The 20,302-nt window shown below is 65.2% G+C and carries 19 protein-coding genes, 1 tRNA gene and 1 pseudogene; 10 read left to right on the top strand and 11 right to left on the bottom strand.

Annotation, left to right across the window (positions count from 1 at the left end; genetic code table 11):
• Positions 1-1,189, top strand: a 1,189-nt coding sequence (locus tag ABD768_RS34835; protein WP_344847904.1) for a DUF8189 domain-containing protein, incomplete at its 5' end; no start/stop codon positions are given.
• A 60-nt stretch (positions 1,190-1,249) separates the two neighbouring features.
• Here ABD768_RS34835 and ABD768_RS34830 read toward each other — a convergent pair.
• The 4 genes from ABD768_RS34830 to ABD768_RS34815 all read right to left on the bottom strand — a co-directional run bounded on the left by ABD768_RS34830 (position 1,250) and on the right by ABD768_RS34815 (position 7,797).
• Positions 1,250-4,039 carry an ATP-binding protein gene (locus ABD768_RS34830; RefSeq protein WP_344847902.1) on the bottom strand — a complete coding sequence of 930 codons (2,790 nt, stop codon included), beginning with the start codon at positions 4,037-4,039 and terminating at the stop codon, positions 1,250-1,252.
• Between the two features lie 303 nt (positions 4,040-4,342).
• Positions 4,343-5,392: a methyltransferase gene (locus ABD768_RS34825; protein ID WP_344847900.1), complete on the bottom strand. Its 1,050-nt coding sequence runs from the start codon at positions 5,390-5,392 to the stop codon at positions 4,343-4,345.
• Complete coding sequence (locus tag ABD768_RS34820) at positions 5,376-6,554, bottom strand: cytochrome P450 (protein WP_344847898.1); 1,179 nt, start codon at positions 6,552-6,554, stop codon at positions 5,376-5,378. Before ABD768_RS34820 ends, ABD768_RS34825 begins: the two co-directional genes overlap by 17 nt.
• A gap of 1,048 nt (positions 6,555-7,602) precedes the next feature.
• Complete coding sequence (locus tag ABD768_RS34815; RefSeq protein ID WP_344847896.1) at positions 7,603-7,797, bottom strand: helix-turn-helix domain-containing protein; 195 nt, start codon at positions 7,795-7,797, stop codon at positions 7,603-7,605.
• A 127-nt stretch (positions 7,798-7,924) separates the two neighbouring features.
• On the opposite strand from ABD768_RS34815, the gene ABD768_RS34810 reads away from it, so the two are divergent.
• Positions 7,925-9,385: a helix-turn-helix domain-containing protein gene (locus tag ABD768_RS34810; protein ID WP_344847894.1), complete on the top strand. Its 1,461-nt coding sequence runs from the start codon at positions 7,925-7,927 to the stop codon at positions 9,383-9,385.
• A 94-nt stretch (positions 9,386-9,479) separates the two neighbouring features.
• Here ABD768_RS34810 and ABD768_RS34805 read toward each other — a convergent pair.
• The 3 genes from ABD768_RS34805 to ABD768_RS34795 all read right to left on the bottom strand — a co-directional run bounded on the left by ABD768_RS34805 (position 9,480) and on the right by ABD768_RS34795 (position 11,661).
• Positions 9,480-9,552: transfer RNA gene (locus ABD768_RS34805), tRNA-Thr, on the bottom strand.
• A 67-nt stretch (positions 9,553-9,619) separates the two neighbouring features.
• On the bottom strand, positions 9,620-10,837 hold the full coding sequence (locus tag ABD768_RS34800) for an MFS transporter (protein ID WP_344847893.1): 1,218 nt from the start codon (positions 10,835-10,837) through the stop codon (positions 9,620-9,622).
• 20 nt (positions 10,838-10,857) lie between these two features.
• On the bottom strand, positions 10,858-11,661 hold the full coding sequence (locus ABD768_RS34795; RefSeq protein ID WP_344847891.1) for an SDR family oxidoreductase: 804 nt from the start codon (positions 11,659-11,661) through the stop codon (positions 10,858-10,860).
• Positions 11,662-11,853: 192 nt separating this feature from the next.
• On the opposite strand from ABD768_RS34795, the gene ABD768_RS34790 reads away from it, so the two are divergent.
• Genes ABD768_RS34790 through ABD768_RS34780 form a run of 3 tightly spaced genes read left to right on the top strand, consistent with a single transcriptional unit; the run spans position 11,854 to position 13,549 of the window.
• Positions 11,854-12,171: a hypothetical protein gene (locus ABD768_RS34790; protein ID WP_344847889.1), complete on the top strand. Its 318-nt coding sequence runs from the start codon at positions 11,854-11,856 to the stop codon at positions 12,169-12,171.
• 18 nt (positions 12,172-12,189) lie between these two features.
• Positions 12,190-13,209: a DNA topoisomerase IB gene (locus ABD768_RS34785; RefSeq protein WP_344847888.1), complete on the top strand. Its 1,020-nt coding sequence runs from the start codon at positions 12,190-12,192 to the stop codon at positions 13,207-13,209.
• Between the two features lie 13 nt (positions 13,210-13,222).
• Positions 13,223-13,549 (top strand): plasmid stabilization protein, encoded by a 327-nt coding sequence (locus ABD768_RS34780; protein ID WP_343969508.1) that lies wholly within the window; start codon positions 13,223-13,225, stop codon positions 13,547-13,549.
• Positions 13,550-13,577: 28 nt separating this feature from the next.
• On the opposite strand, the gene ABD768_RS34775 is transcribed toward ABD768_RS34780, so the two are convergent.
• Positions 13,578-14,447, bottom strand: a complete 870-nt coding sequence (locus ABD768_RS34775) for an alpha/beta fold hydrolase (protein ID WP_344847886.1) — start codon at positions 14,445-14,447, stop codon at positions 13,578-13,580.
• Position 14,448: 1 nt separating this feature from the next.
• The gene (locus ABD768_RS34770) at positions 14,449-15,417 is read right to left on the bottom strand and encodes an iron-containing redox enzyme family protein (protein ID WP_344847885.1); all 969 of its coding nucleotides are present in this window, start codon (positions 15,415-15,417) and stop codon (positions 14,449-14,451) included.
• A gap of 41 nt (positions 15,418-15,458) precedes the next feature.
• Between ABD768_RS34770 and ABD768_RS34765 the strand changes: the two genes are divergently transcribed.
• Positions 15,459-15,656, top strand: coding sequence for a CDGSH iron-sulfur domain-containing protein (locus tag ABD768_RS34765; RefSeq protein WP_343969499.1), 198 nt, complete (start codon positions 15,459-15,461; stop codon positions 15,654-15,656).
• Between the two features lie 10 nt (positions 15,657-15,666).
• The gene (locus ABD768_RS34760; protein WP_344847883.1) at positions 15,667-16,284 is read left to right on the top strand and encodes a UdgX family uracil-DNA binding protein; all 618 of its coding nucleotides are present in this window, start codon (positions 15,667-15,669) and stop codon (positions 16,282-16,284) included.
• Here ABD768_RS34760 and ABD768_RS34755 read toward each other — a convergent pair.
• Positions 16,273-17,238, bottom strand: a complete 966-nt coding sequence (locus ABD768_RS34755) for a TIGR03557 family F420-dependent LLM class oxidoreductase (protein ID WP_343969493.1) — start codon at positions 17,236-17,238, stop codon at positions 16,273-16,275. The two genes, ABD768_RS34760 and ABD768_RS34755, sit on opposite strands and share 12 nt — an antisense overlap.
• Before the next feature lie 83 nt (positions 17,239-17,321).
• On the opposite strand from ABD768_RS34755, the gene ABD768_RS34750 reads away from it, so the two are divergent.
• Genes ABD768_RS34750 through ABD768_RS34740 form a run of 3 tightly spaced genes read left to right on the top strand, consistent with a single transcriptional unit; the run spans position 17,322 to position 19,285 of the window.
• Positions 17,322-17,762 carry a hypothetical protein gene (locus ABD768_RS34750; RefSeq protein WP_344847881.1) on the top strand — a complete coding sequence of 147 codons (441 nt, stop codon included), beginning with the start codon at positions 17,322-17,324 and terminating at the stop codon, positions 17,760-17,762.
• Positions 17,759-18,988 carry an NRAMP family divalent metal transporter gene (locus tag ABD768_RS34745; protein ID WP_344847880.1) on the top strand — a complete coding sequence of 410 codons (1,230 nt, stop codon included), beginning with the start codon at positions 17,759-17,761 and terminating at the stop codon, positions 18,986-18,988. Before ABD768_RS34750 ends, ABD768_RS34745 begins: the two co-directional genes overlap by 4 nt.
• Before the next feature lie 3 nt (positions 18,989-18,991).
• Positions 18,992-19,285: a hypothetical protein gene (locus ABD768_RS34740; protein WP_344847878.1), complete on the top strand. Its 294-nt coding sequence runs from the start codon at positions 18,992-18,994 to the stop codon at positions 19,283-19,285.
• Between the two features lie 312 nt (positions 19,286-19,597).
• Here ABD768_RS34740 and ABD768_RS34735 read toward each other — a convergent pair.
• Positions 19,598-20,287, bottom strand: a pseudogene (locus ABD768_RS34735) (GAF and ANTAR domain-containing protein); the annotation flags it as partial.
• Between the last annotated feature and the right edge of the window lie 15 nt (positions 20,288-20,302).

The following is a 20,302-nucleotide window of genomic DNA, read 5'->3' as shown; positions in this document are numbered from 1 at the left end:
GCTCGAGGTCTTCGGCGTGAATCATGAGGACCGTGTCTTTCATCGCGCGCAGGCTCGTGCGAACTCCGCGACGTGGTCGCCGTGGGAGGAGATCGGTGGGCGGATGCGTGCTGTGGCCGCGGACACCAATTCTGATGGCAGGATCGCACTCATTAGTGTCGACGGTGCCGGCCGTATCTTCTGGAAGGGGCAGCGCACTGCTAACAGGAATGACTGGCGAGGCTGGGAAGTTCTGCCCGGCACGCTGATGACGACATTCGTCCGCAAAGAGCTGGCAGTGAATACGAACGTCGTCGGGTGGGAGCAGGTTGTTGTCTCCGCGGACATCTACCTTCGCGCAGGCGAATCACGTCAGGTAATCGGCCAGGCGTTGGCGATGCTCAAGAATGCCGAGCACTCAAGCATGGATATCACGACGGCAGTTCAATGTGTCGACTCGACCGGGAAACAGGTCGGGACCTCGACGTGGGCAGAGACAAGTCTGCTCCCAGAGCAGCCCGACTCGCTTCGGCCGGCCTTGCTGTTCCGGGCTCCGGTCGATGGGCTGTATACCTGCCGGCTGCTGATCTCGTCCGGCTCGACCAAGGACGCTATGACTGCTTACGCGACATGGACCTATTTGTCTTGGAGCGACTTCGACGAGGTGGGCTCGCACTGGTGGAACAATCCTGAGTGTAATTCACGAGGTGAACTGCCGAAATGCACCTACCTCGGGCCTGGTGAGCCGAAGAACTCGACGTATATTTTCTATGACGACCGCACTCCCTTGTACAGGTGGAAGGCCGCCGATGACGCCAAGGGCTTCAAGATGATCGCGAATGTCGAGCTGACCACTTGTTATGAAGGAACTGCATCCTGCGGCGGACGGGGAGGAGGGGCGAAGTCGTCCACTGTCGTGTCGCATATGGAGGCGGTTCGGCTCGACAGTCAGGGTCGGCAGTGTGCCCTCTATCGCTCGGCCGACCGGACCGATGTCATCTACAACACCCCACACCACTACAACATCCCCTACGCCTCGATGGGCGCGTCGATTGACTCCACGGCTGCCTGCGGCAGCTCTCGCACGTTCCTCTTCCGCATATTTCTGAAGCACGTAGCGGGTAACCCGGTCAAAATCGACGGAACCAGCTATGACCAGATCGGCACACTCACGCAGACAAACGGGTACATGATCAACACGTACAGCTGATCAAGGGGCGGTGGGCCGTTCCAGCGACGGCCCACCGGATGTTATGGCGCGGATGCTAGGTCACCCGTGGCCGCTGATGGCAGGCAGGCTGGAGAGCCAGCTGGTGCGGGTTTGCTGGTACCCACACCCGAGTTGCGCGAAGGCCTTGGCGATCACCTCAAGTTGTTCGTGATTCCCGGCGGCGAAAGCCTTTGCACGTGCGACGATCGCGGCCGTGATCGGGTTGCCGCAGACCATCTCCTGGGCTGCCGAAATGCGTGAGTCTGCACTCTCATGGCCTGCGAGTACCGCGGCTTCGGCCCACAGAGCGCTGTACCACGGCAGCCACAGTCCGCTGCTCCAATGACGCCATACATCCACATCCCCGGGCGATGCACAGAGACGCTTGAAAGCGATCTCGGCCTTGCCGGAGTGAAGCGCGAGCATCGCGTCGAAGACTGGCGCCCAGCCGGTTGTGCAGCTGTTCAGTTCGTCGGCGGGTACGCCGATCTCCGAAGTGAGCCACGACCATTCGGCGTGCTGTTGCTCGTCGCCCAGAATGCCGTGAACCATCGCGACCGCGTAAGTCGACGGGCCGAGGTTCGCGGCCGCCGGCCGCCCGGCACGTTCCCAGCCCCGCCGGAATCTCGTCGAGTTGACGACCACGGCGTCGAAGGAACCGGAGAGTGCGTCGACACGTAACTGCCGTGCCACGGCGAGGTGGTCCTCGCCGCCGTGGAACTGGAGCCGGGCATGCGCCTCGGCGTGAGCCCGCGCAGCGACGAGGTCGCCGGCGGCGAGTTCCATGTCGGAGGCCATCTTGTGGTAGTCGCTCAGCTCATAGCCACTGTCCGGACCGACAGCAAGCTGATCCACGACCTCCTTGCGCTTGCGATGGATCTCGATCGCCTCATTGAGCTCGTGACGTGCGAGGTGAACGGAGCACAGCAGATCCAGGGCGGCGCTTCGTGCGATCCCGTCACCGGCTGAGTAGGCGACGGTGACCGCATCGCGAGCCGGCTCAAGCCCGGTGATGTCACTGACTGTGGAAACCCAGCCCGAGGCTGTCGTAAGGGAAGCCAGTGCCCTCGCGGAATCCGGATCTGCGGCGCGGCCCTTGCCGGATTCGGCTGCCCCGGACGCAGCGATGATTCCGGCTTCGGCCAACAGGCCGGCTGCGTCGGCGTGGCCTACTGGGGTAGACATCATTCCCGGCGCACGAACGATGTACATCGCCATCGTTGCCAGGTCGCGAACGGCGCCGTAGCGGTCGTCGATCGACATCGCGAGCTCCGCGGCCGTCCGGTACAACCGCAACGCATCGTTGCCGGCCAGGCGGGTCGCGGCAGCACCTGCGGCCATCCTCAGGTCGTCGACTCGGTCCGAGGCTTGCGCGTGCAAACCCGCTGCCTGCTCGTACCGGGCCTGTGCTTCGGAGGGGCGGCCTGAGACGAACAGTACGGCCCCTAGCTCACGCGCGAGTTCTGCCTTCTGACGGCGACCCGAACTGTCCGGACGCCGTGACAGGGACGCGCGCGAATCATCCAGCACGCGCTCGAACCGTTGCCGCCAGCGGCCGTCGGCTTCGCTGCCGATTGCCTCTCTGTGGACGGACCGCACCGAATCCAGGCACCACCGTTCTAGCCGCGCGGCTGCGGCCTTGAGGTCTCCGCGGTCCTCGAGCAAGCCGGCCCCGTACTGACGGATCGTTTCCAGCGCACGGTACTGCGTGGGGTCACCTCTTTCGACCATGAGCAGACTGTGGTCGACGAGCCTTGCTAGCCCATCCGCGACTGCGGCCCGTGGCTGACCTGAGACAGTGGACGCCGCGTCAACGTCGAACCAGCCGGTAAACAGAGAGATCGTACGTAACAACGACTGGTCCTCGGACGGGAGCAGCCGGTAGCTCCAGTCGAGCGCACTGCGCAGTGAGCTATGTCGACGCGGTTCGTCGGCGCTATGGGCACCGGACGAGAAGAATTGCATCCGGGCGTCGAGTCCGATCTCCAGGCCGTCCAGACTCAGCGTCGGATACCTGGCCGCGGCCAGTTCGATTGCCAGTGCGAGACCTTCGAGGGCTTGGCAGAGTTCGGCGACCCGCAATTGATCGGGGACATCCGATCCCGCGATCGCCGTGGCTACCCGGGCGTTGAAGAGTTCGACACCATCGCACGTGGACATCGACGGCACCACGAACACGCGCTCGCATGACAGCATCAACCGGCAGCGGCTCGTCGCGAGAATGTGTACTGCCGGGCACGCAGACAGAATCCGGGCGACCCATGATCTCGCCCCATTGACGACGTGTTCACAGTTGTCGAGCACGAGGAGCGCTTTGGATTCGCGTAGGTAGGCAATCAGCGAACTGTCGATCGTTGCGGTGTGCCGATCGGGAATGCCGAGCGCGTCGGCGATGACTGCACCCACCATCGCGGGATCGGTGAGTTGAGCCAAGTCGACGAACCACACGCCGTCTGGATAGTCCGCGGCCGCCTCGCTTGCGACGCTGAGAGCAAGTCGGGTCTTTCCGATGCCACCTGGGCCTGAGGCAGTAACGAGGCGATGCTCGCCAAGACAAGCAGTCAGCCTCTGCCGCTCGGTAGTGCGGCCGACGAATGCAGTGACGGGTGTTGGCAGCCTGCGCTGATCCGCCGCTGGCAGGGCCAGGGCACGCCGTGCTAGCGCCTGGCGATTCCGTAGGTTGAACTTGCGCAACAATGATGCGACATGTGACTCAGCCGTTCGCTCCGAGATGACGAGCGCCTGGGCGATCTCCGCATTCGTCAGGCGCCGGGACACCAGCCGAAGAACCTCGGCCTCGCGAACCGTCACGGAGACCTCGGGAAGCCCTGCGACGGCTCTGAGGCTCACCGGGATCCCCTAGAACAAGAGAGGGTCATGATCAAACCCGTACGAACCATCTGGCACTGGCCACTCTGGTCACGGGTGAGATGGGTACACCACGGCAGCTGCCGCACAGGTTGTTGGTGCGGCCGTCTCATCAGCCGTTGGCCCGGCGCCGGAGTCTTGAGCATCGACCGGCCGACGGCAAACAAAAGATCGTTTCACATGTCGCAGACTGCACTCGGGCACTGGAGTCGCGATGGTCCACTGCTGAAGCCACGCTGAAGTTGCCGCTATCATCAAATGGCGATTGGAGGACTTAGGAGGACATTAGATCTTCATTGCCGAGAAGACGGCATAACCTCCCGAGGTCGGATTGCTGGTCATCGATGAGAAGCCCACGGACGACAGGATCTCCTCGATTTCAGGACCTGATCGTTGACGACCTTCGGCCACGAACAACATGACCATCGAATACAATGTCGCAGGGAGCGGCCCGGTCTTGGTGTCCGCCAGAGGCATCTCGTGAACAAGAATCTTTCCCCCGGGTTGCAGGGCGTCGTAGGCCCGTGCGGCCAGCAGTCGGCACCGCTCGTCGTCCCAGTCGTGGAAGATGTCGCTGAGGAAGACAGCGTCGCAACCGTCGGGCCAGGAGTCCTCGAACATGTCGCCGGGGGCGGTCTCGATTCGGCCGTCGACGCCGTACTGAGCCGCGTATGCCAGCGCGACGTCGCAGACTACCGGCATATCGAGGATCACGGAACTGAACTCGGGAAGTTGCAGTGCCGCCGCAATCGAATAGCTGCCAGAACCCGCACCCACATCCAGAACCCGCCGTGTGCCGGCTAGGCCCAGTGCGTGAACGCTGCGCATAGCCAACGCGAAGGAGTGCGCGTGCATCGCATGAGTGAAGGCGACAAGTGGAGCCGGCTGAGCAGTCGCAGCATTCCACATCGCTATGACTCGCCCCTCGGCGGTCGCCGAACGGCTCCGTAACTTGTCGAGGAGTTGCCCGCAGTTGATCGGTGTGCTGCGAACTCGCTCCAGCATCGGCCCCCAATAGTATGGGCCGCCGGGAAGCAGGTAGGTGCGGGACGTATCCGTCAAGTAGTAGATGCCATTGATCTGTGTAACGAAATCGAGTGCGGCGAGCACTCCGGTGATGGTTGCGGTCGCCGGGGCATCGATGCCGATTCTAATGGCCAGATCAGCCGCGGCGGCCGGCCGCCTATGCAACTCAGAAAAGATGCCGAGCTCATCGGCGATTGCCAGTGTCGGCGCCTGGAAAGCAGCTGTCCAGACCTGCCAGATCGGTGCATCAGAGCAAGTGGCGGGTAGTAACGTCGACGCGGCCGCAGGTGAATTATGCAGGTCGGTCACTGAAACGAATCTCCTGATTCTGAACGCTGCGGATGAAGGCTGTCCGTGCTGTCACCATCGGCCGATCGCGCTCGATGCTGCCAAGGCGGGCGATCAGCTGACGGAGGACATGCTCACATTCAAGCCTCGCCAGGCGAGCGCCGAGACAGAAGTGCACGCCGTGGCCGAATGCCAGGTGACGGTTCGGTGCTCGATCAACATCGAACTGATCCGGATTGGCGAACACCGATGCATCGCGGTTGGCAGAGGGGAAGTAGACCAACACCTTGTCGCCCGCTGCGAGTTTTCGCCCACCGAGTGTGGTGTCCCGGGCCACCGTCCGACGAAACTGAATCACCGGCGGCTCGAAGCGTAGGATCTCCTCGATCACTCTGGGGAGCATGCACGGTTTGCTACGCGCACGATCGAGCACGTCCGGACGGTCGAGGAGCAGGTCGAGTCCGAAACAAAGCAGGCTGCGTGTGGTGTCTGCGCCGGCATTGAACAGCAACATGAAGAAGGCCTGGAACTCGCTGTGTTCGAGTCTTCGGCCGTCAAGATCGGCGTGCAGAAGATCACTGACGAGGTCATCGGCGGGTCTCGCTCGCTTCGCCTGCCTCAGTTCAGTGGCATAGTCGCGCAGCTCCTCGGCCGCCGCGATGGCGTCGCGCTGTGCGTCAGCGCGATCCGAGAATTCGCTCCCGAACATGCGAGCGGTGCGTGAGTAAAGCATTTCGCGGTCTGACAGCGGCACGCCCAAGATTTCGCAGATCACGAAGAGCGGCATTTGTCCGGCGATCTCCGTAGCGAAATCACAATGCCCTCGATCGCGGACACGCTCGACGAGAATTCGCGCGTGAACTGCCATTTTACTATCGAGTCTGGCTAGTCTCTGGGGGCTGAACGCGTGGGTTACCAAGCGACGCATCGCAGTGTGTTCTGGCGGATCTCGATTCAGCATGTTCTCGCGCAGTTTGGCGAGGAACTCGACCGGTAAATCATCTGGCAAAACGCCGCCGAGCCAGGATGAGAAGATCGCAGGTTCGCGTAGCACGGTGGACACGTGATCGTAGCGTGTCACGGCCCAATGACCAGCCCCGCGGTGGGATACCGGATCGTTCTCGCGCAGCCAGCGGAAAACGTCGTGGGGAACGCCAGCCGAATAGGTATCCGGATCCGTCAAGTCAGGAGAGTGCATCGTCGCCAATCGGATCTGGCAGGAGGTCCTGCATCATTCGTGTCGTTATTAAGGCTGCTAACCGCGAACCTTGCGTGCCAAGGATCCTCCATGCCGCTGATGTGCAGCTGAGTTATGCCTTTCGGCTCGCATTCACGGCCGCCTCGATTGGAGAGTGCGCATATGGAGGCTGCGACATCGAGATCCGCGGCCGCCTGCGGGCCAGTGGGTTGGCGGCCGGGCCAGGTCGGCTGCAGGCAGCCCTTTGCGGGCATGCGGAGAACGCGCGCTCATCATGGCGCTTCAGTCGAGGACGACGCTGGGTAGACCCCCATCCCGCCAGCCACTGACCGGGCTGAGGCGGAGCCTGCGTCGTCGGCGGAGTTTTACCGCAGTCCCGAAATGTCAACTTTGGCCGAGCGCGGAGCTGAGTTCTGAGATTTTCTCCTCTCAGGAGCGCTGTTTCCCAAGCACCTACACGCCGAGTGCAACCGTCGAGATCTCGGTACGTGGCCTTGGCCTGGGGCGCTTGGAAGGGACGGCGTCCCGACCGTTGGGCGCGAATTTGGCTGGCAGCTCACGGGTGCCGCTATGCACATGGTGGGAGCAGATCATCCACCAAGGTGCCAGCGGTAAACGGTCGCCTCGCCATCTAACCTCCTGGTGAGCGGTCTGCCCAGAATGCAGCGCAAGCGGCGAAGAGGTGTGGGAATCGGCGGAGGAAGGCCGGCTCGGGAAGCCTGTCGCCTAGGACCGAAGCGAAACGTGGCTCACGAGATTCAGGGTTCGGGCCGCGCTGACCGGGCACTTCACACCGATGTCCACCCATCGTCACGTCTTCTGTCAAGATGGTGTCGGCCGCGCTACGTTCGCGCGCGGCCTGCACCAAGCTCAGGGGCCAAGATGAAGCGTCATGGACCAACGGTTATGCAGTGGCCGCATTGTCCGGAGGCTCGACAGACTGCTCGCGGGAGTCAGGGATGGCGTGAGAACCTGGCCCCTCGTTCGATCCGGGTTTGGGCTGACCCGCCATCAGAGGATCGCCACGCGGTCCTCACCGGTTGGTTAAATGCTGATCTAGGTTGGCGAACCAATCGATGACGTCCTGCGGGCTGTAGCGGAGGTGGCGCCCTACTCGCTGCCCGGGTGGGCCGTAGTTCTTCGTTCGCCACTGGTACAAGGTTGCTACTGGCACCTTTAGGTACGCGGCAACCTGCTCAACGTCCCAGAGTCCCTCGACTTCTGCCATACGTTCTCCTCATTTCCTGTCTCACCAGTCAACGGTTAGGCGCGGTCCGGTCTGCGCGTGGAAGGCTTGCGCGAGGTGGGCCTAGGTCAGGCGTTGAACGACTCGGGAGATCGAGTCGGGAGGTTGTATGCCGAGGAAGCGGTTGCCGGTGGGGACTTGGGGAGAAATCTGGACATTTCCAGTCGGCTACAGCGCTGCTGGGGTGGCCAACTTGTTCGAGGCCCGGGCGAAGTTTCGGGATCTTGATGGTGTGAGCAGGCCTGTGGCGGCGCGGGGCAAGACCAAGTCTGCGGCGTCGAACAGCCTGCGTGAGAAGTTGATCAAGCGTGAGCGGCTGGCACAGTCTGGCGAGCTCAAGTCGTCTGATCGGGTCTCGAAGGCTGTCGAGCTCTTCATGAAGGATCAGCAGGCCTTGGTGGATGGGGGTATCAATTCGCCGGCCACGCTGGATACCTATCGGTATCAAACGAACAAGAACATCTTGCCGCGGATCGGCGAGCTGTCGCTTGAGGAAGCGACGACTCCTCGAGTGAATCGGGTGATCGTTGAGATCAAAGACGAGGTCGGTGCGGCATCGGCCAAGACCTGCAAGAGCATCCTGGCCGGTACGTTCGCTCTGGCGGTCAGGCATGGAGCGCTGAAGTTGAATCCGGTTCGTGAGATCGCGTCCTTGGCGAATTCGCGACGCAAGCCGACTCGCGCGTTGGAGCAGAACGAGCGAGACGATTGGTTTGATCTGCTGCGGCAGGACGAACGGGCGGTGAAGGCGGATCTGATCGACTTCAGCAAGTTCATGATCGCAACGGGCGAGCGGATCGGTGAGTGCCTTGCTGTGTCGTGGCGCGATCTGGACCGGCAGACCGGTGAGGTCGACTGCAGCCATCAGATCCAGAGGATCAAGGGACAAGGTCTCATCCGACGGCGGGTGAAGTCGGCGGCCGGTGAACGGATTCTGAGGTTGCCGGAGTGGGCGGTTGAGATGCTGAATGATCGCTGGAAGCCAGGGACGTCGCTCGACGCGCCACTCTTTCCTGACTCAAAGGGAGGATTCCGCGATCCGCACAACGTGAGCAAAGCGCTTCGCGACGCACGGCGGCCTCTTGGTAGTCAGCGGCGGCGAGAGTTGGGTGCTCAGCTGCGAAAACATAGGAGAGCGGCGAATCTGACTCAGACTCAGGCAGTAGCGAAGCTCGGGTGGCCGAAGACGCGGGTAAGTCTGGTTGAGACCGGTCGGGTGCGCTTGGAGGTCGAGGACACGATCGCTCTTGCAGATGCCTATCGCGTACCGCGCGCCGCTCGGTTGGCGTTGTTGGAGATGACCGAGTTGGCCGGGATACGCACCGTGGCAGACGAGTTGTCGTGGGTCACTTCGCACAAGTTCCGCAAGACCACAGCGACTATTCTCGAGGATGCCGGCCAGACGCCGCGGCAGATCGCGGACCAACTCGGGCACTCGCGCGTGTCGACGACGATGGATGACTACATCGGGCGCAAGGCCCGCAATCCGGAGGCCGCGAAGCACCTCGATGACGCGATGCGCTCCATCCACGAGCAAGATCGACAGACGCTGGCAGGTCCCGACATCTGATGAAAGATGTCGAGCGTCAGAGCGCAAAAGGATGAGTAAAGGATGAGCTGAACCCCTAAGGGCATGCCCCGAAGGGAATAACTGCTGGTCAGAGAGCCGACGAGGGGACTCGAACCCCTAACCACCGCTTTACAAGAGCGGTGCGCTGCCAGTTGCGCCACGTCGGCGGGTGCATGGGAGTGCGTGGCCATCGTAGTGGATGGTGGGGTGGGGGTGGTGCGGGTGGGGGATTGGTTAGGTGGGTGGGGCGATTGGGGTGGTGGGTGGGGTGATGGGGGTTGGGGTGTTGAGGGTGGCTATGGGGCGGCGGAGGGATTGGGCGCCTGGGATTGCGGTTAGGGCTACGGCGGCCATTACCAGGAAGGCGGCTAGGGGGTGGTCTACCAGTAGGCCGACGATGGTGGCGACGATCAGGCCGCCTAGGTTGCCGGCCATCCAGATCAGGCCGGCGCCAGTGCCTTCGGCTTCGCCGGTTCGGCGTTCTACCAGTTCTAGGACGATGGGTAGGGCGGGGAGTAGTAGGAAGCCGATCAGGGTGATGGCTATGAAGGCCAGGGCGGCGCCGGGCCATAGGGCCAGGGCGGCGCAGGCTAGGGCGGTTATGGAGAGGCTGGCTACTAGGAGGGCTGCTTCGGCGTGGTGGCGGACGACCAGGACTGGGACTACGGCGCTGCCGATTACTCCGGCTACCACGTTGATCAGGAGGATTGTGGAGGCGGTGCCGGCGGTTACGCCGGCGGGTTCCAGTAGAGCCTGGGTGAAGGTGGTCATGGCTACGAAGACGCCGAAGGGGAAGATTGCGAGGAGGCAGAGGCGCCGGATCAGGGGATCGGACCAGGCTATTTTCAGGGCGTTCCGGTCTGGGCGGTGGTGCTCTGGTTTGTGTTCGCCGGGTTTGCGGAGGGCGAGGATCAGGTAGGCGGCGGCAGCGACCGAGAAGGCTGCTGTCAGCCAGAGCATGGTGGGGAGGTCGTTGCTGTCGGCCAGGATGGCTGAGAGGGCGAAGGCTATGACCATGCCGGCGAAGATGCTGGCGGTTCCCGCGGCTATGCCGGTGGGGCGGTCTTTTTCGGAGAGGTAGCGGCCGGTGATGCCGGTGACCGCGTTCAGGACCAGCGGCTGGGCGATGGAGGCTAGGAGTTGGCCCGCGAGGAGCCAGTTGTAGGTGTCGCCGAGTCTTAGTAGGGCACCGAGGGCGGTTAGGACGGCGCCGGCGATCAGGCCGCTGCGGAACCATTTGTCGAGGATGAGGCCGGCGGGGATTGCCAGCACTACGTACAAGAGTGGGAAGACTTGGGCTAGCCAGCCGATGGCGTTTTCGGAGACGTTGTAGCGGTCGGCGGCGCCCGTGGTGACGCCGGCGAAGTTGAGCCAGACGAGTTGGGTGGCCGCGCCTACCAGGGCGAAGGCGACGATTGCTCCCCAGCGGCTGCGCAGTTTGAGCTCCACCATCAGTGTTTCCCTCCCAATGATTACCGCAGAGTAGCGCGCACGCGGCGGTCGATGAAGCGGCGGACGAGCGGGGCGAAGAGCGGGCCCAGGCCGGACAGGGTGGCTATGCCGGGATCGGAATAGACGGCGAAGCGACGGCGGTCGATCGCGCGGACGATGTCGGTGGCGACCTTGTCGGCGGTGATGGGTTTGATCGTGCCGGAGATGGCGGCGGTCTCGGCGGGTTTGTAGAGGTTTTCCTCGGCCAGTTGCGGTGTGTCGACGTCGGGCGGGAAGACGCAGGCGACGTGGACGCCGGCGGGCTTCAGTTCGCTGCGGACGACCTCCATCAGGCCCCGTACTGCGAACTTCGCCGGCGCGTACGCCGAATAGCCGTAGAACCCGAGTAGCGCCGTACTGGAGCTGATCGCCACGATCGAGCCGGTCCGACGCGAGACCATCGACGGCGCCACCGCGCGAATGGCGTAGAGCGTGCCGAAGTAGTCGACCTCGATCATCTGCCGGAACACCTCATCGGACAGGTCGAGGAAAGGGCCGGGGCGGGCCAGCCCAGCGGCGGTGATCAGCACATCACACGGGCCCGCCTCAGCGACGAAGCCGGCGAGAGCCGCGGTCAGGGCGGCCTGGTCCGAGACGTCGACGGCCGCAGTACGGACTATCGCGCCGGATGAGCGCAATGACGCCGCAGCCGACTCCAGGCGGTCAGCGCCGCGGGCGATCAGGGAGACCGAGGCACCGCGGGAAGCCAGCAGCCGGGCCGTCGCCAGGCCGATCCCGCTGGAGCCGCCGGTGACGACAACATGAGCGTTGCTCACTTTTGTCATGGAGAGACCCTGCCATGGCGGTCGGCCTTCTGGATAGAAGAGGAACGAAACGCACCTTTCGCGGGACTAGGGATCCTGGAGTTATCCACAGGGTGGTGCGGACTACGCCCAGCGCGTACCGCCGCGCCTTCAGTTGACGATGAAGGGGGCAGCGGGGAGGGTGGGTTGATGGCACGGCCCTGGGGGAGGCGTATGAGTGGAGACCGGGCGGCCCGGATCGACTTGTCCCTGGTCGATGGCGGGGGCGCGGTGGTTGCCGTGGCCGGGATGATGGACGTTCCGGTCGCGATGGCGTTGCGCCGGTTGCTGGTCGAGGCGTCCGAATGGCGGGCAGGGGCCTTGCGGCTCCGGCTCGATATTCCGGTCAACGGGGCCGAGTTGCTGGCGCAGATCCTGAGGGACGCGCAGGCGCGGTTCCGCGCAAAGGGGCGCAAGCTCGTGGTGGCGACGCCCAATCCGGCGGTCGCGAAGTTGCTGGCCGGCGCCAACGTCGCGGCGGAGCTCGAATAGTCCTGGGTACAGGACGGCGTGCGGCTGAGAAGAGTCAACGTCGACCGGCCCGGATTCACGCGGCGCAAGCGTGGTACCGGGTTCAGTTATCTCGATGCCGAGGGCAACGTGATCCGCGATGCCGAGGCGATCGAGCGGATCAAAGCGCTCGCGATCCCGCCTGCCTGGCAGGACGTCTGGATCAGCCCGCACCCCAACGGGCACATCCAGGCCGTCGGCAACGACGAGGCCGGCCGGCGGCAGTACCTGTACCACGACGAGTGGCGGACGGCGCAGGACGCGGACAAGTACGAGCGGGTACGCCGCCTGGCGCGCCGCCTCCCCGCATTCCGCCGAGCGGTCGACCGCGATCTGTGTTCGCAGGGGCTCACACAGCAGCGCGTGCTCGCGGTGGCGCTGCGGATGCTCGACCATGGGGTGTTCCGGACGGGCAACACCCAGTACGCCGAGGAGTACGGCAGCCGTGGTGCGGCGACCCTCCTGCGCGACGACGTCCGAGTCCGCAAAGGGCTGCTGGTCTTCGACTTCACGGCCAAGGGCGGGATCCGGCGGACGCTGGAGCTCGAGGACGCCAAGCTGGTCACGGCGGTCACCGCGCTCAGGCGCAGCCGGCACGAGAGCCCGCACCTGCTGGTTTATCGGGACCGCGACGGCTGGCACGATCTCGATGCCGACCAGATCAACGGGCGCTTCCAGGAGCTGGTCGGCGACGACTACACGGTCAAGGATCTGCGGACCTGGACGGCGACCGTCCATGCGGCTGTCGCGCTGGCGCAGGCCGAACCGCCCGACACCAAGAAGGCCAAGACGGCTGCGGTCAAGCAGATGCTCAGCGAGGTCTCGGGGCATCTGGGCAATACCCCGGCGGTGGCCCGGGTGTCGTACGTCGATCCGCGGGTGATCGCGCAGTACGAGGAAGGGCGGACCATCGCCCGGGCGATCAGCCTGGCCGGGTCGGACAACCTCAACCGGGCTGTGGTGCGGACACAGCTGGAGCGTTCGGTGGCTCGGTTGCTGGGTACCGGGGCTGCAAAATGAGAGGAGAACCACCATGCCAGCAGGGTCGAGCAAGAAGCGTGAGCGGCAGTACGAGCACATCAAGGCCGGGCTGAAGAAGCGTGGTCGCAGTGAGGACACCGCCGAGGAGATCGCCGCGCGCACGGTCAACAAGGAGCGTGCCCGCTCCGGCGAGGCGAAGCAGAAGAGCCGCACGTCGACCGACGACATCTCGTCGAGCCGGCGCGGTGGGCTGCGGTCGCACAGCGGGTCTCAGGGACGTACCAAGGAACAGCTCTACAACGAGGCCAAACACAAGAACATCAAAGGCCGCTCGAAGATGACGAAGGCCCAGCTGGAGAAGGCCGTAGGAGGCCGCTAGCCCAGGAGGCCGCTGGCGCAGGAAGCCGTTAGCGCAGGAAGCCTCGGAGGCTCCGGACCAGCTCTAGGGGCGCGTTTTCTGCGATGTGGTGGGTCGAGTCGATACCGTGGCCGACGATCTGCGGACACCACGGGCGCCAGACGTCGAGCGGGTTGCCGTAGATCTCTTCCATGTCGTCGCGTTCTGACCAGAGCATCATCGTGGGGCAGGTGATCTGGCGGCCGTCCGCGCGGTCCTTCTCGTCGGCCTGGCGATCGATGCCGAGGCCGGCGCGATAGTCCTCGACCATCGCGTGCACGGTGGCCGGGTTGCGGATGGCGGCGAGGAAGTCGGCGTGGTTCTCGGGGCCGAGTACGTCGGGGCCGTTCGACGTCCAGGCGTTGTACCAGGTCTCTGGATCGGCGCAGATGACCCGCTCGGCCGGCTTGGCGGTCTGGGCGAAGAACCACCAGTGCCACCACATCGCGGCGAACTTGTCCGTACACCGCTCCAGCGCCTCGACCACCGGTACGCCGTCCATCACGACCAGCTTGCTGACCCGGTCGGGGTGGTCGAGCGCGGTCCGGTACGCGACGTACGAACCGCGATCGTGCCCGACGACGGCGAAGCGGTCGTGGCCGAGTGAAGTCATCAGCTGTACGACGTCACCCGCCATCGCCCTCTTCGAGTACTGCGTATGCGCGTCGTCCGCGGCCGGCTTGTCCGACTGGCCGTAGCCGCGCAGATCGGGGCAGACCACGGTGAAATCAGAGGCCAGGGCAGGAGCGACCTGGTACCACGTGGTGTGCGTCCGCGGATGCCCGTGGAGTAAGACCACCGCGGGTCCCGACCCACCATGGCGGACCCGGAGGGTTACTTCGCCGACGGTGACCCGGTCGAGTTGGAAACCGTCGAACATGTCAGCTCGCCACCTTCGAAGGAGCGGCCTGCCAGCGGTCCAGGAGTTGGTGGGCGAAGAGGTTGTCGAGGGCCAGGCAGCAGGTGGCGCCGAAGAGGATGTCGGGGATGGCGTCGGGGTGGTCCGAGGCGTAGCTGTCGCACAGGTCGTGGGCGGCGATCTGTTCGTGGACCGCGTCGGCCTCGATGTGCTCGGTGAAGTAACGGGCGGCAGCAGAGTCGGCGCCCAGGCGGGTTGCGCCTGCGGCGTACCGGCGGTTGGGGAGGGTTGAGGTCATCTCCAGGGCGGCCAGGTGGCCGAGCAGCGCACCGGTCCAGCGACGGTGGAGGGCGAAGTAGGACATGAGGTTCGACAGGGCGAGGGTGACGGCTGGTACGTCGGGGACGTAGCGGCCGTAGGTGTCGTCGAGGTCCAGCCAGCGCATCGTCGTACGGAAGAGTTCGGCGTGCATCCGGTCGGGGCGGCCGCCGCCGTACTCGTCGGCCTGGATCTCCACCAGGGCGGCCTTTGCGGGGCCGTCGAGGCGGGGGATGCCGAAGCTGTGCGGGTCGGCCTCCTTGAGTTGGTAGATCGACCGGTTCAGGACGAACTCCCGGAACTCCTCGAGCCCGGCGTGGCGCTGGAGATATCCGGCCAGCGACGGGCCGTCGTCGTTGTCGATCAACTCCCGCAACAGCTGCGAAGGCTTGCCGTCGACTGGGCGCCAGTACGTGGCCTGCAGCCAGCCGGACCAGCAATGCTCGAGCTTGGCGCGGAAGCCGAGTACGTGCGGGTTCCACTCCGCTTCCGGATCGACCTCGTCGAAACCCCGGTAGTGGAGTTCGTAGCAGCACCACAGCGCCAGTTGCAGATCCTCGTCCGCCCAGGGCCGGCCGTCCTCGCCGATCGGCGGGGCCGCAGTGATCGAGCGGTCACGCAAACCGACGATCAGCCAGTTGCTGAGCGGTCCGCGGGGTGGGGGTAGGCGCATCAGGGGTTCTCCTTCGGTGTGACGCTGGGTACCGGTACCCCGTGCATAACTTTGATACCGCCGAGATCCAGGCGTACGAGGACGGACCGTTGATTGTCAGGGGCAACTTCGAGCTCCGCGACGAGAACGGCGAGCTGATCGACCCCGGCCGCGGCACCATCGCGTTGTGCCGCTGCGGGAAGTCGGCCTTGAAGCCGCTGTGCGACGGGACGCATACGCTGATCAGGAAGCGTCGATAGGAGCAGACCCGTGGAGAGGTTCGCCGGAGCGGAGGAGTGGGTGCCTGCGCGCGGCGGGCTGCCCAAGCTGGCTGCTGGGCTGAAGGACTGCCGCGGCTGCGATCTGTGGGAGGACGCGGAGCAGGTCGTCCCTGGCGACGGGCCCGCGAAGGCCCGGATGATGCTCGTCGGCGAGCAGCCGGGCGACGTCGAGGACAAGGAAGGCCAGGTGTTCGTCGGGCCGGCCGGGCGGTTGCTCGACAAGGCGCTGGCGGCGGCCGGGATCGAGCGGGACGCCGTCTATCTCACCAATGCGGTGAAGCATTTCCGGTTCGAGCGCAAAGGAAAGCGGCGGATCCACAAGACACCCGCCGCCGGGCACATCACGGCCTGCGCGCCCTGGCTGACGCGCGAGTTGCAGATCGTCAAGCCGGAGCTGGTGGTCGTGCTCGGTGCGGTTGCCGCCCGGGCGTTGCTGGGCAGCGGATTCAAGGTGACCGAGCGGCGGGGTGAGGCGGTCGAGTTGGCGGACGGGACCGCCGCGATGGCGACGGTCCACCCGTCCGCTGTCGTACGTTCCGAGGAGTACCGCCGCGACTTCGCCCTCTTCGTCGACGACCTCCGCAAGGCGGCCGGGCTACTTTCCTGAGCGGCGCAGCTCGGGCAGGACCTCGTCGCGGTACAGCTTCATCATGTCGATGGAGTGCGGGCCCATGTTCGCCACGTAGATCTCGTCGAAGCCGGCCTCGACATACGGCTTGAACGCCTCGAGGTGGTCGTCCGCCTTCGGCCCGGCCGCCACCGACTTGGCCGTCTGCTCCTTGGTGACGAGTTCGCTGGCCTGCTCGAAATGCCGCGGCGACGGCAGGACCTGGGCCAGCTCACCCGGCACCCCGGAATTCCGCCAGATCCGATGCGCCTGCTCGACGCCCTCGTCCACCGTCGGCGCATAGCTCACCTTGAAGCCCGCCTGGGCCGGCTTGTCCCCGCCGCCGTTGGCGCGGTACCGCTCCAGCAACTCCTTGTCCGGACTGGTCGTGATGTACCCATCGGCGATCCGCGCCGCGACATCGGTCGCCTCGGGCCCGAACCCGGACATGTAGATCGGCAGGGGTGAGTCCGGCCGGGTGTAGATCCGCGCGGTGTCGACCGTGTAGTGCTTCCCGTGATGATTGACGAAGCCGTCCTCGGTCCACAGCCGCCGGATGATCTCGACAGCCTCCTCGAGCATCTCCAGCCGTACGTCGACGGTCGGCCAGGCGTCGCCGAAGATGTGCTCGTTGAGCGCCTCGCCGGTACCGATGCCGAGCCGGAAGCGTCCGTTCAGCAGTACCGCGCTGGTCGCCGCCGCCTGGGCGATGACCGCGGGATGGATCCGTACGGTCGGGCAGGTGACCGCCGTCGTCACCGGCAGCTCGCACACCTGTGAGACCGCGCCGATCGTCGACCACACGAACGCGCTCTGCCCCTGCTCGTCGTTCCACGGATGGAAATGGTCACTGATCCACAGGCCGTCGAAGCCGGACTCCTCGGCCAGCCGCGCCTGTTCGATCAACTGCGCCGGGGTGTACTCCTCGCTGGACAGGAAGTACCCGATCTTCACGTCACGCCTCCAAGGTCTCGTCGGTACCTCCCCGGTGCCCCGCCGCATTCATCTGCACGCATACCGGTGGGTACTGATTGCGCATGCGGCGAGTCATCGGGTGGTTCGGGATTGGTTGCCTGGTCATCGCGTTCGCGGTCGGTTGTGGCGACCCGGACCGGCAGCTGCGCTCGGAAGGCGCCCGGGCGGCCCGCGAGGCGGCGTCGGCGGCCGGTACCGCGGAGCTGGCCGGTCAGTCGTTCCTCGATCACAAGCTCTGGTCGCAACCGGCCGGCCAGTTGGTCAGCGAGGCCGAGGAGGCGCTGGGAAAGGCCAGCAGCACTTTCGACCAGCAGCAGCCCACGACCCGGGCCTCCCGCAAGACCTATGACGAGGTGTCCAAGACGCTGGACGATGCCGCGGGCAACGTCACCGATCTGCGGATCGCACTCGACAACGGTGATGTCGACGGCGTGGCCGAGCTGGTGAAGGAGCTGGCCGGCACCACCGAGGGGTTGCGCAAGCTGGGGGAGACGGCGAAGTGAAGAAGGTCTTCGCCGTCACGCTCGGCATCCTGACCGCGATCGGCGGCTTCGTCGACATCGGTGACCTGGTCACCAACGCGCTGGTCGGGGCGCGGTTCGGGATGCGGCTCAGCTGGGTCGTGGTCCTCGGCGTGATCGGCATCTGCCTGTACGCCGACATGTCCGGCCGGGTCGTCGCGGTGTCCGGCCGTCCGGTGTTCGACCTGATCCGGGAACGGCTCGGCCGGCGTACCGGGCTGGTCACGCTCGTCGCGTCGTTCCTTGTCACCCTGCTGACCCTGATCGCGGAGATCGGCGGCGTCGCGCTGGCCTTCGAGCTGGCGAGCGGGGTCAACTACCTGCTCTGGGTGCCACTCGCCGCGTTCGCGGTCTGGCTGGTCATCTGGCGGGTGAAGTTCTCCAAGCTGGAGACGGTGTTCGGGCTGATGGGGCTGCTACTGATCGTCTTCGCCGTCGCGCTGTGGAAGCTCGGCCCGGACTGGGGCCGGCTCGTCCACCAGGCGACGAATCCGCACCCGATCGGCCACGAGACCTGGGCGACCTACGCGTACTACGCGATCGCACTGTTCGGCGCGGCGATGACGCCGTACGAGGTGTTCTTCTTCTCCTCCGGTGGCGTGGAGGAGAAATGGACCAAGCGCGATCTGGCCACCGAGCGGTCGAACGTCTTCATCGGCTTCCCGCTCGGCGGGCTGCTGTCGCTGGCGATCGCCGGGTGCGCGGCGGTGCTGTATCTGCCGGTCGGGATCCACGTGGAGACGCTCGGCCAGGTGACCCTGCCGGTAGCCGTTGCCTTCGGCAAGCTCGGGCTGGCGATCGTGCTGATCGGGGTGTTCGCGGCGACCTTCGGGGCAGCGCTGGAGACGTCGCTGTCGTGTGGATACACGATCGCGCAGTACTTCGGCTGGCAGTGGGGCAAGTTCGTCCGGCCGCGGCAGGCGTCGCGTTTCCATCTGGTGATGATCATCTGCTTGCTGCTGGCGATCCTGACCCTGATGACGATGGTGGATCCGGTCCTCGTCACGGAGTACTCCGTGGTGTTCGCGGCGATGGCGCTGCCGCTGACCTATCTGCCGATCCTGATCATCGCCAACGATCCCGACTACATGCGCGACGAGGTCAACGGCCGGGTGCGGAACTTCCTCGGGCTGATCTATCTCGGCTTGTTGCTGGTGGCATCGATCGCGGCGATTCCGCTGATGATCGTCACGAAGGCGGGGCGGTGACCCATGGCGGGCAAGGTGTTGCATGCGCAGTTGCACCTACTGGATCGGCAGCTGATCGACCAGGCGACCGGGGAGCTGCTGGGCAAGGTCGACGATGTCGAGCTGGATCTCGAGGCCGGCCCGCCGGTCGTGTCGGCGTTGATCTCGGGGCGGGTGCGGATTCCCGCGGTCGAGGTGATGGAGGTCGGTACCGCGGTCAGGATCGTGCGCGGCGAGTTGGACCTCACGCGTGGCGACGACTGGGTCGAGCGCCATGTCATCGACAAGATCCCTGGAGCCGGCAATGCGCCTGAATGAATTACTCGGCCGGAGCGTGGTCGACCGCCATGGCGAGCGGATCGGCGGGGTGGCCGATGTCCGGCTGGTTCAGGACGGGCCGCTTCCCGCGGGTGGTAGTCAGGCCGCGCTGAGGGTGGACGGCCTGATCGTCGTCGAGCGGCGGGTCACGCAGCTGTTCGGATACGAGCGGCACGTCGGACCGGCGTTGCTGCGGGCGATCGTGCACAGCAGGCTGGGCGAGGTCTGGTACCTGCCGTGGGAAGACGTCGCGCGGATCACCGACGAGTCGGTCGAGTGCGCGAACGGCCGTGCCGAGCTGGCACGGCTCGAGCGGGTGTCGATGAGTTGCTGGGCGACGTCGCGGAGTTTGGTGTTGGTGTCTTGGGAGTAGCGCTTGAGGATGGCGAAGGCGCGGTCGCCGTCGACGTCGAAGCGTTCCATCAGGATGCCCATGGCCTGGCCGACCAGTTTCCGGGCGTCGACGGCCTGCGCCATCGTTTCCTCGTGGCGGGCCGAGGCGACGGCGACGGAGGCGTGCCGGGCGAGGATGTGCGCGATCGCCTCGTCGTCGGCGGTGAAGGCGTCGGGCTGAGCGGAGTACAGGCCTAGTACGCCGACGGTCGCGCGGGTCGAGTCGCCGGTGGACAGCGGGACGTCGAGCACGCTGCGGACCCCCAGCTTGGCGACCTTCTCGGCCCATTTCGGCCAGCGGTCGTCGGTATGGGTGTCGCGGATCAGGACCGGCGTGCCGTTCCGCAGGGTGCTGATCAGCGGGCCGGTCTCACTGTCTATCTGAAGGCTGTAGACCTCCGCGACCATCGAATCGGTGACCGCGGCGACCTCTGGAGCGCCCCGGCCTGCCAGTACCACCCCGGCATGGCTGAGGTTCAGCGCCTGCAGGGCGAACTCGACGACGGCGTCGACCGTCTCCTCGACACCAGGCGCATCATGCAACTCGACGGCGAGCCGCGCGAACGTGTCCGCCGCCGCGCGTGCTCCGTCGTCCGGGGAGTACTCCATGCCGAAAATTATGCC

The organism is Kribbella ginsengisoli (assembly GCF_039537185.1).
GTDB classification, from domain to species: Bacteria; Actinomycetota; Actinomycetes; order Propionibacteriales; family Kribbellaceae; genus Kribbella; species Kribbella koreensis.
Note: the sequence above shows the minus strand (reverse complement) of the source record. Positions and strands in the feature narration are given on the sequence as shown.

Coding starts and splice junctions, on each gene's coding strand:
- ABD768_RS34815 (WP_344847896.1), bottom strand. CDS start 7,797: ATGGCAGAAGTCGAGGGACTCTGGGACGTTGAGCAGGTTGCCGCGTAC.
- ABD768_RS34810 (WP_344847894.1), top strand. CDS start 7,925: ATGCCGAGGAAGCGGTTGCCGGTGGGGACTTGGGGAGAAATCTGGACA.
- ABD768_RS34800 (WP_344847893.1), bottom strand. CDS start 10,837: ATGGTGGAGCTCAAACTGCGCAGCCGCTGGGGAGCAATCGTCGCCTTC.
- ABD768_RS34795 (WP_344847891.1), bottom strand. CDS start 11,661: ATGACAAAAGTGAGCAACGCTCATGTTGTCGTCACCGGCGGCTCCAGC.
- ABD768_RS34790 (WP_344847889.1), top strand. CDS start 11,854: ATGAGTGGAGACCGGGCGGCCCGGATCGACTTGTCCCTGGTCGATGGC.
- ABD768_RS34780 (WP_343969508.1), top strand. CDS start 13,223: ATGCCAGCAGGGTCGAGCAAGAAGCGTGAGCGGCAGTACGAGCACATC.
- ABD768_RS34775 (WP_344847886.1), bottom strand. CDS start 14,447: ATGTTCGACGGTTTCCAACTCGACCGGGTCACCGTCGGCGAAGTAACC.
- ABD768_RS34770 (WP_344847885.1), bottom strand. CDS start 15,417: ATGCGCCTACCCCCACCCCGCGGACCGCTCAGCAACTGGCTGATCGTC.
- ABD768_RS34750 (WP_344847881.1), top strand. CDS start 17,322: ATGCGGCGAGTCATCGGGTGGTTCGGGATTGGTTGCCTGGTCATCGCG.
- ABD768_RS34740 (WP_344847878.1), top strand. CDS start 18,992: ATGGCGGGCAAGGTGTTGCATGCGCAGTTGCACCTACTGGATCGGCAG.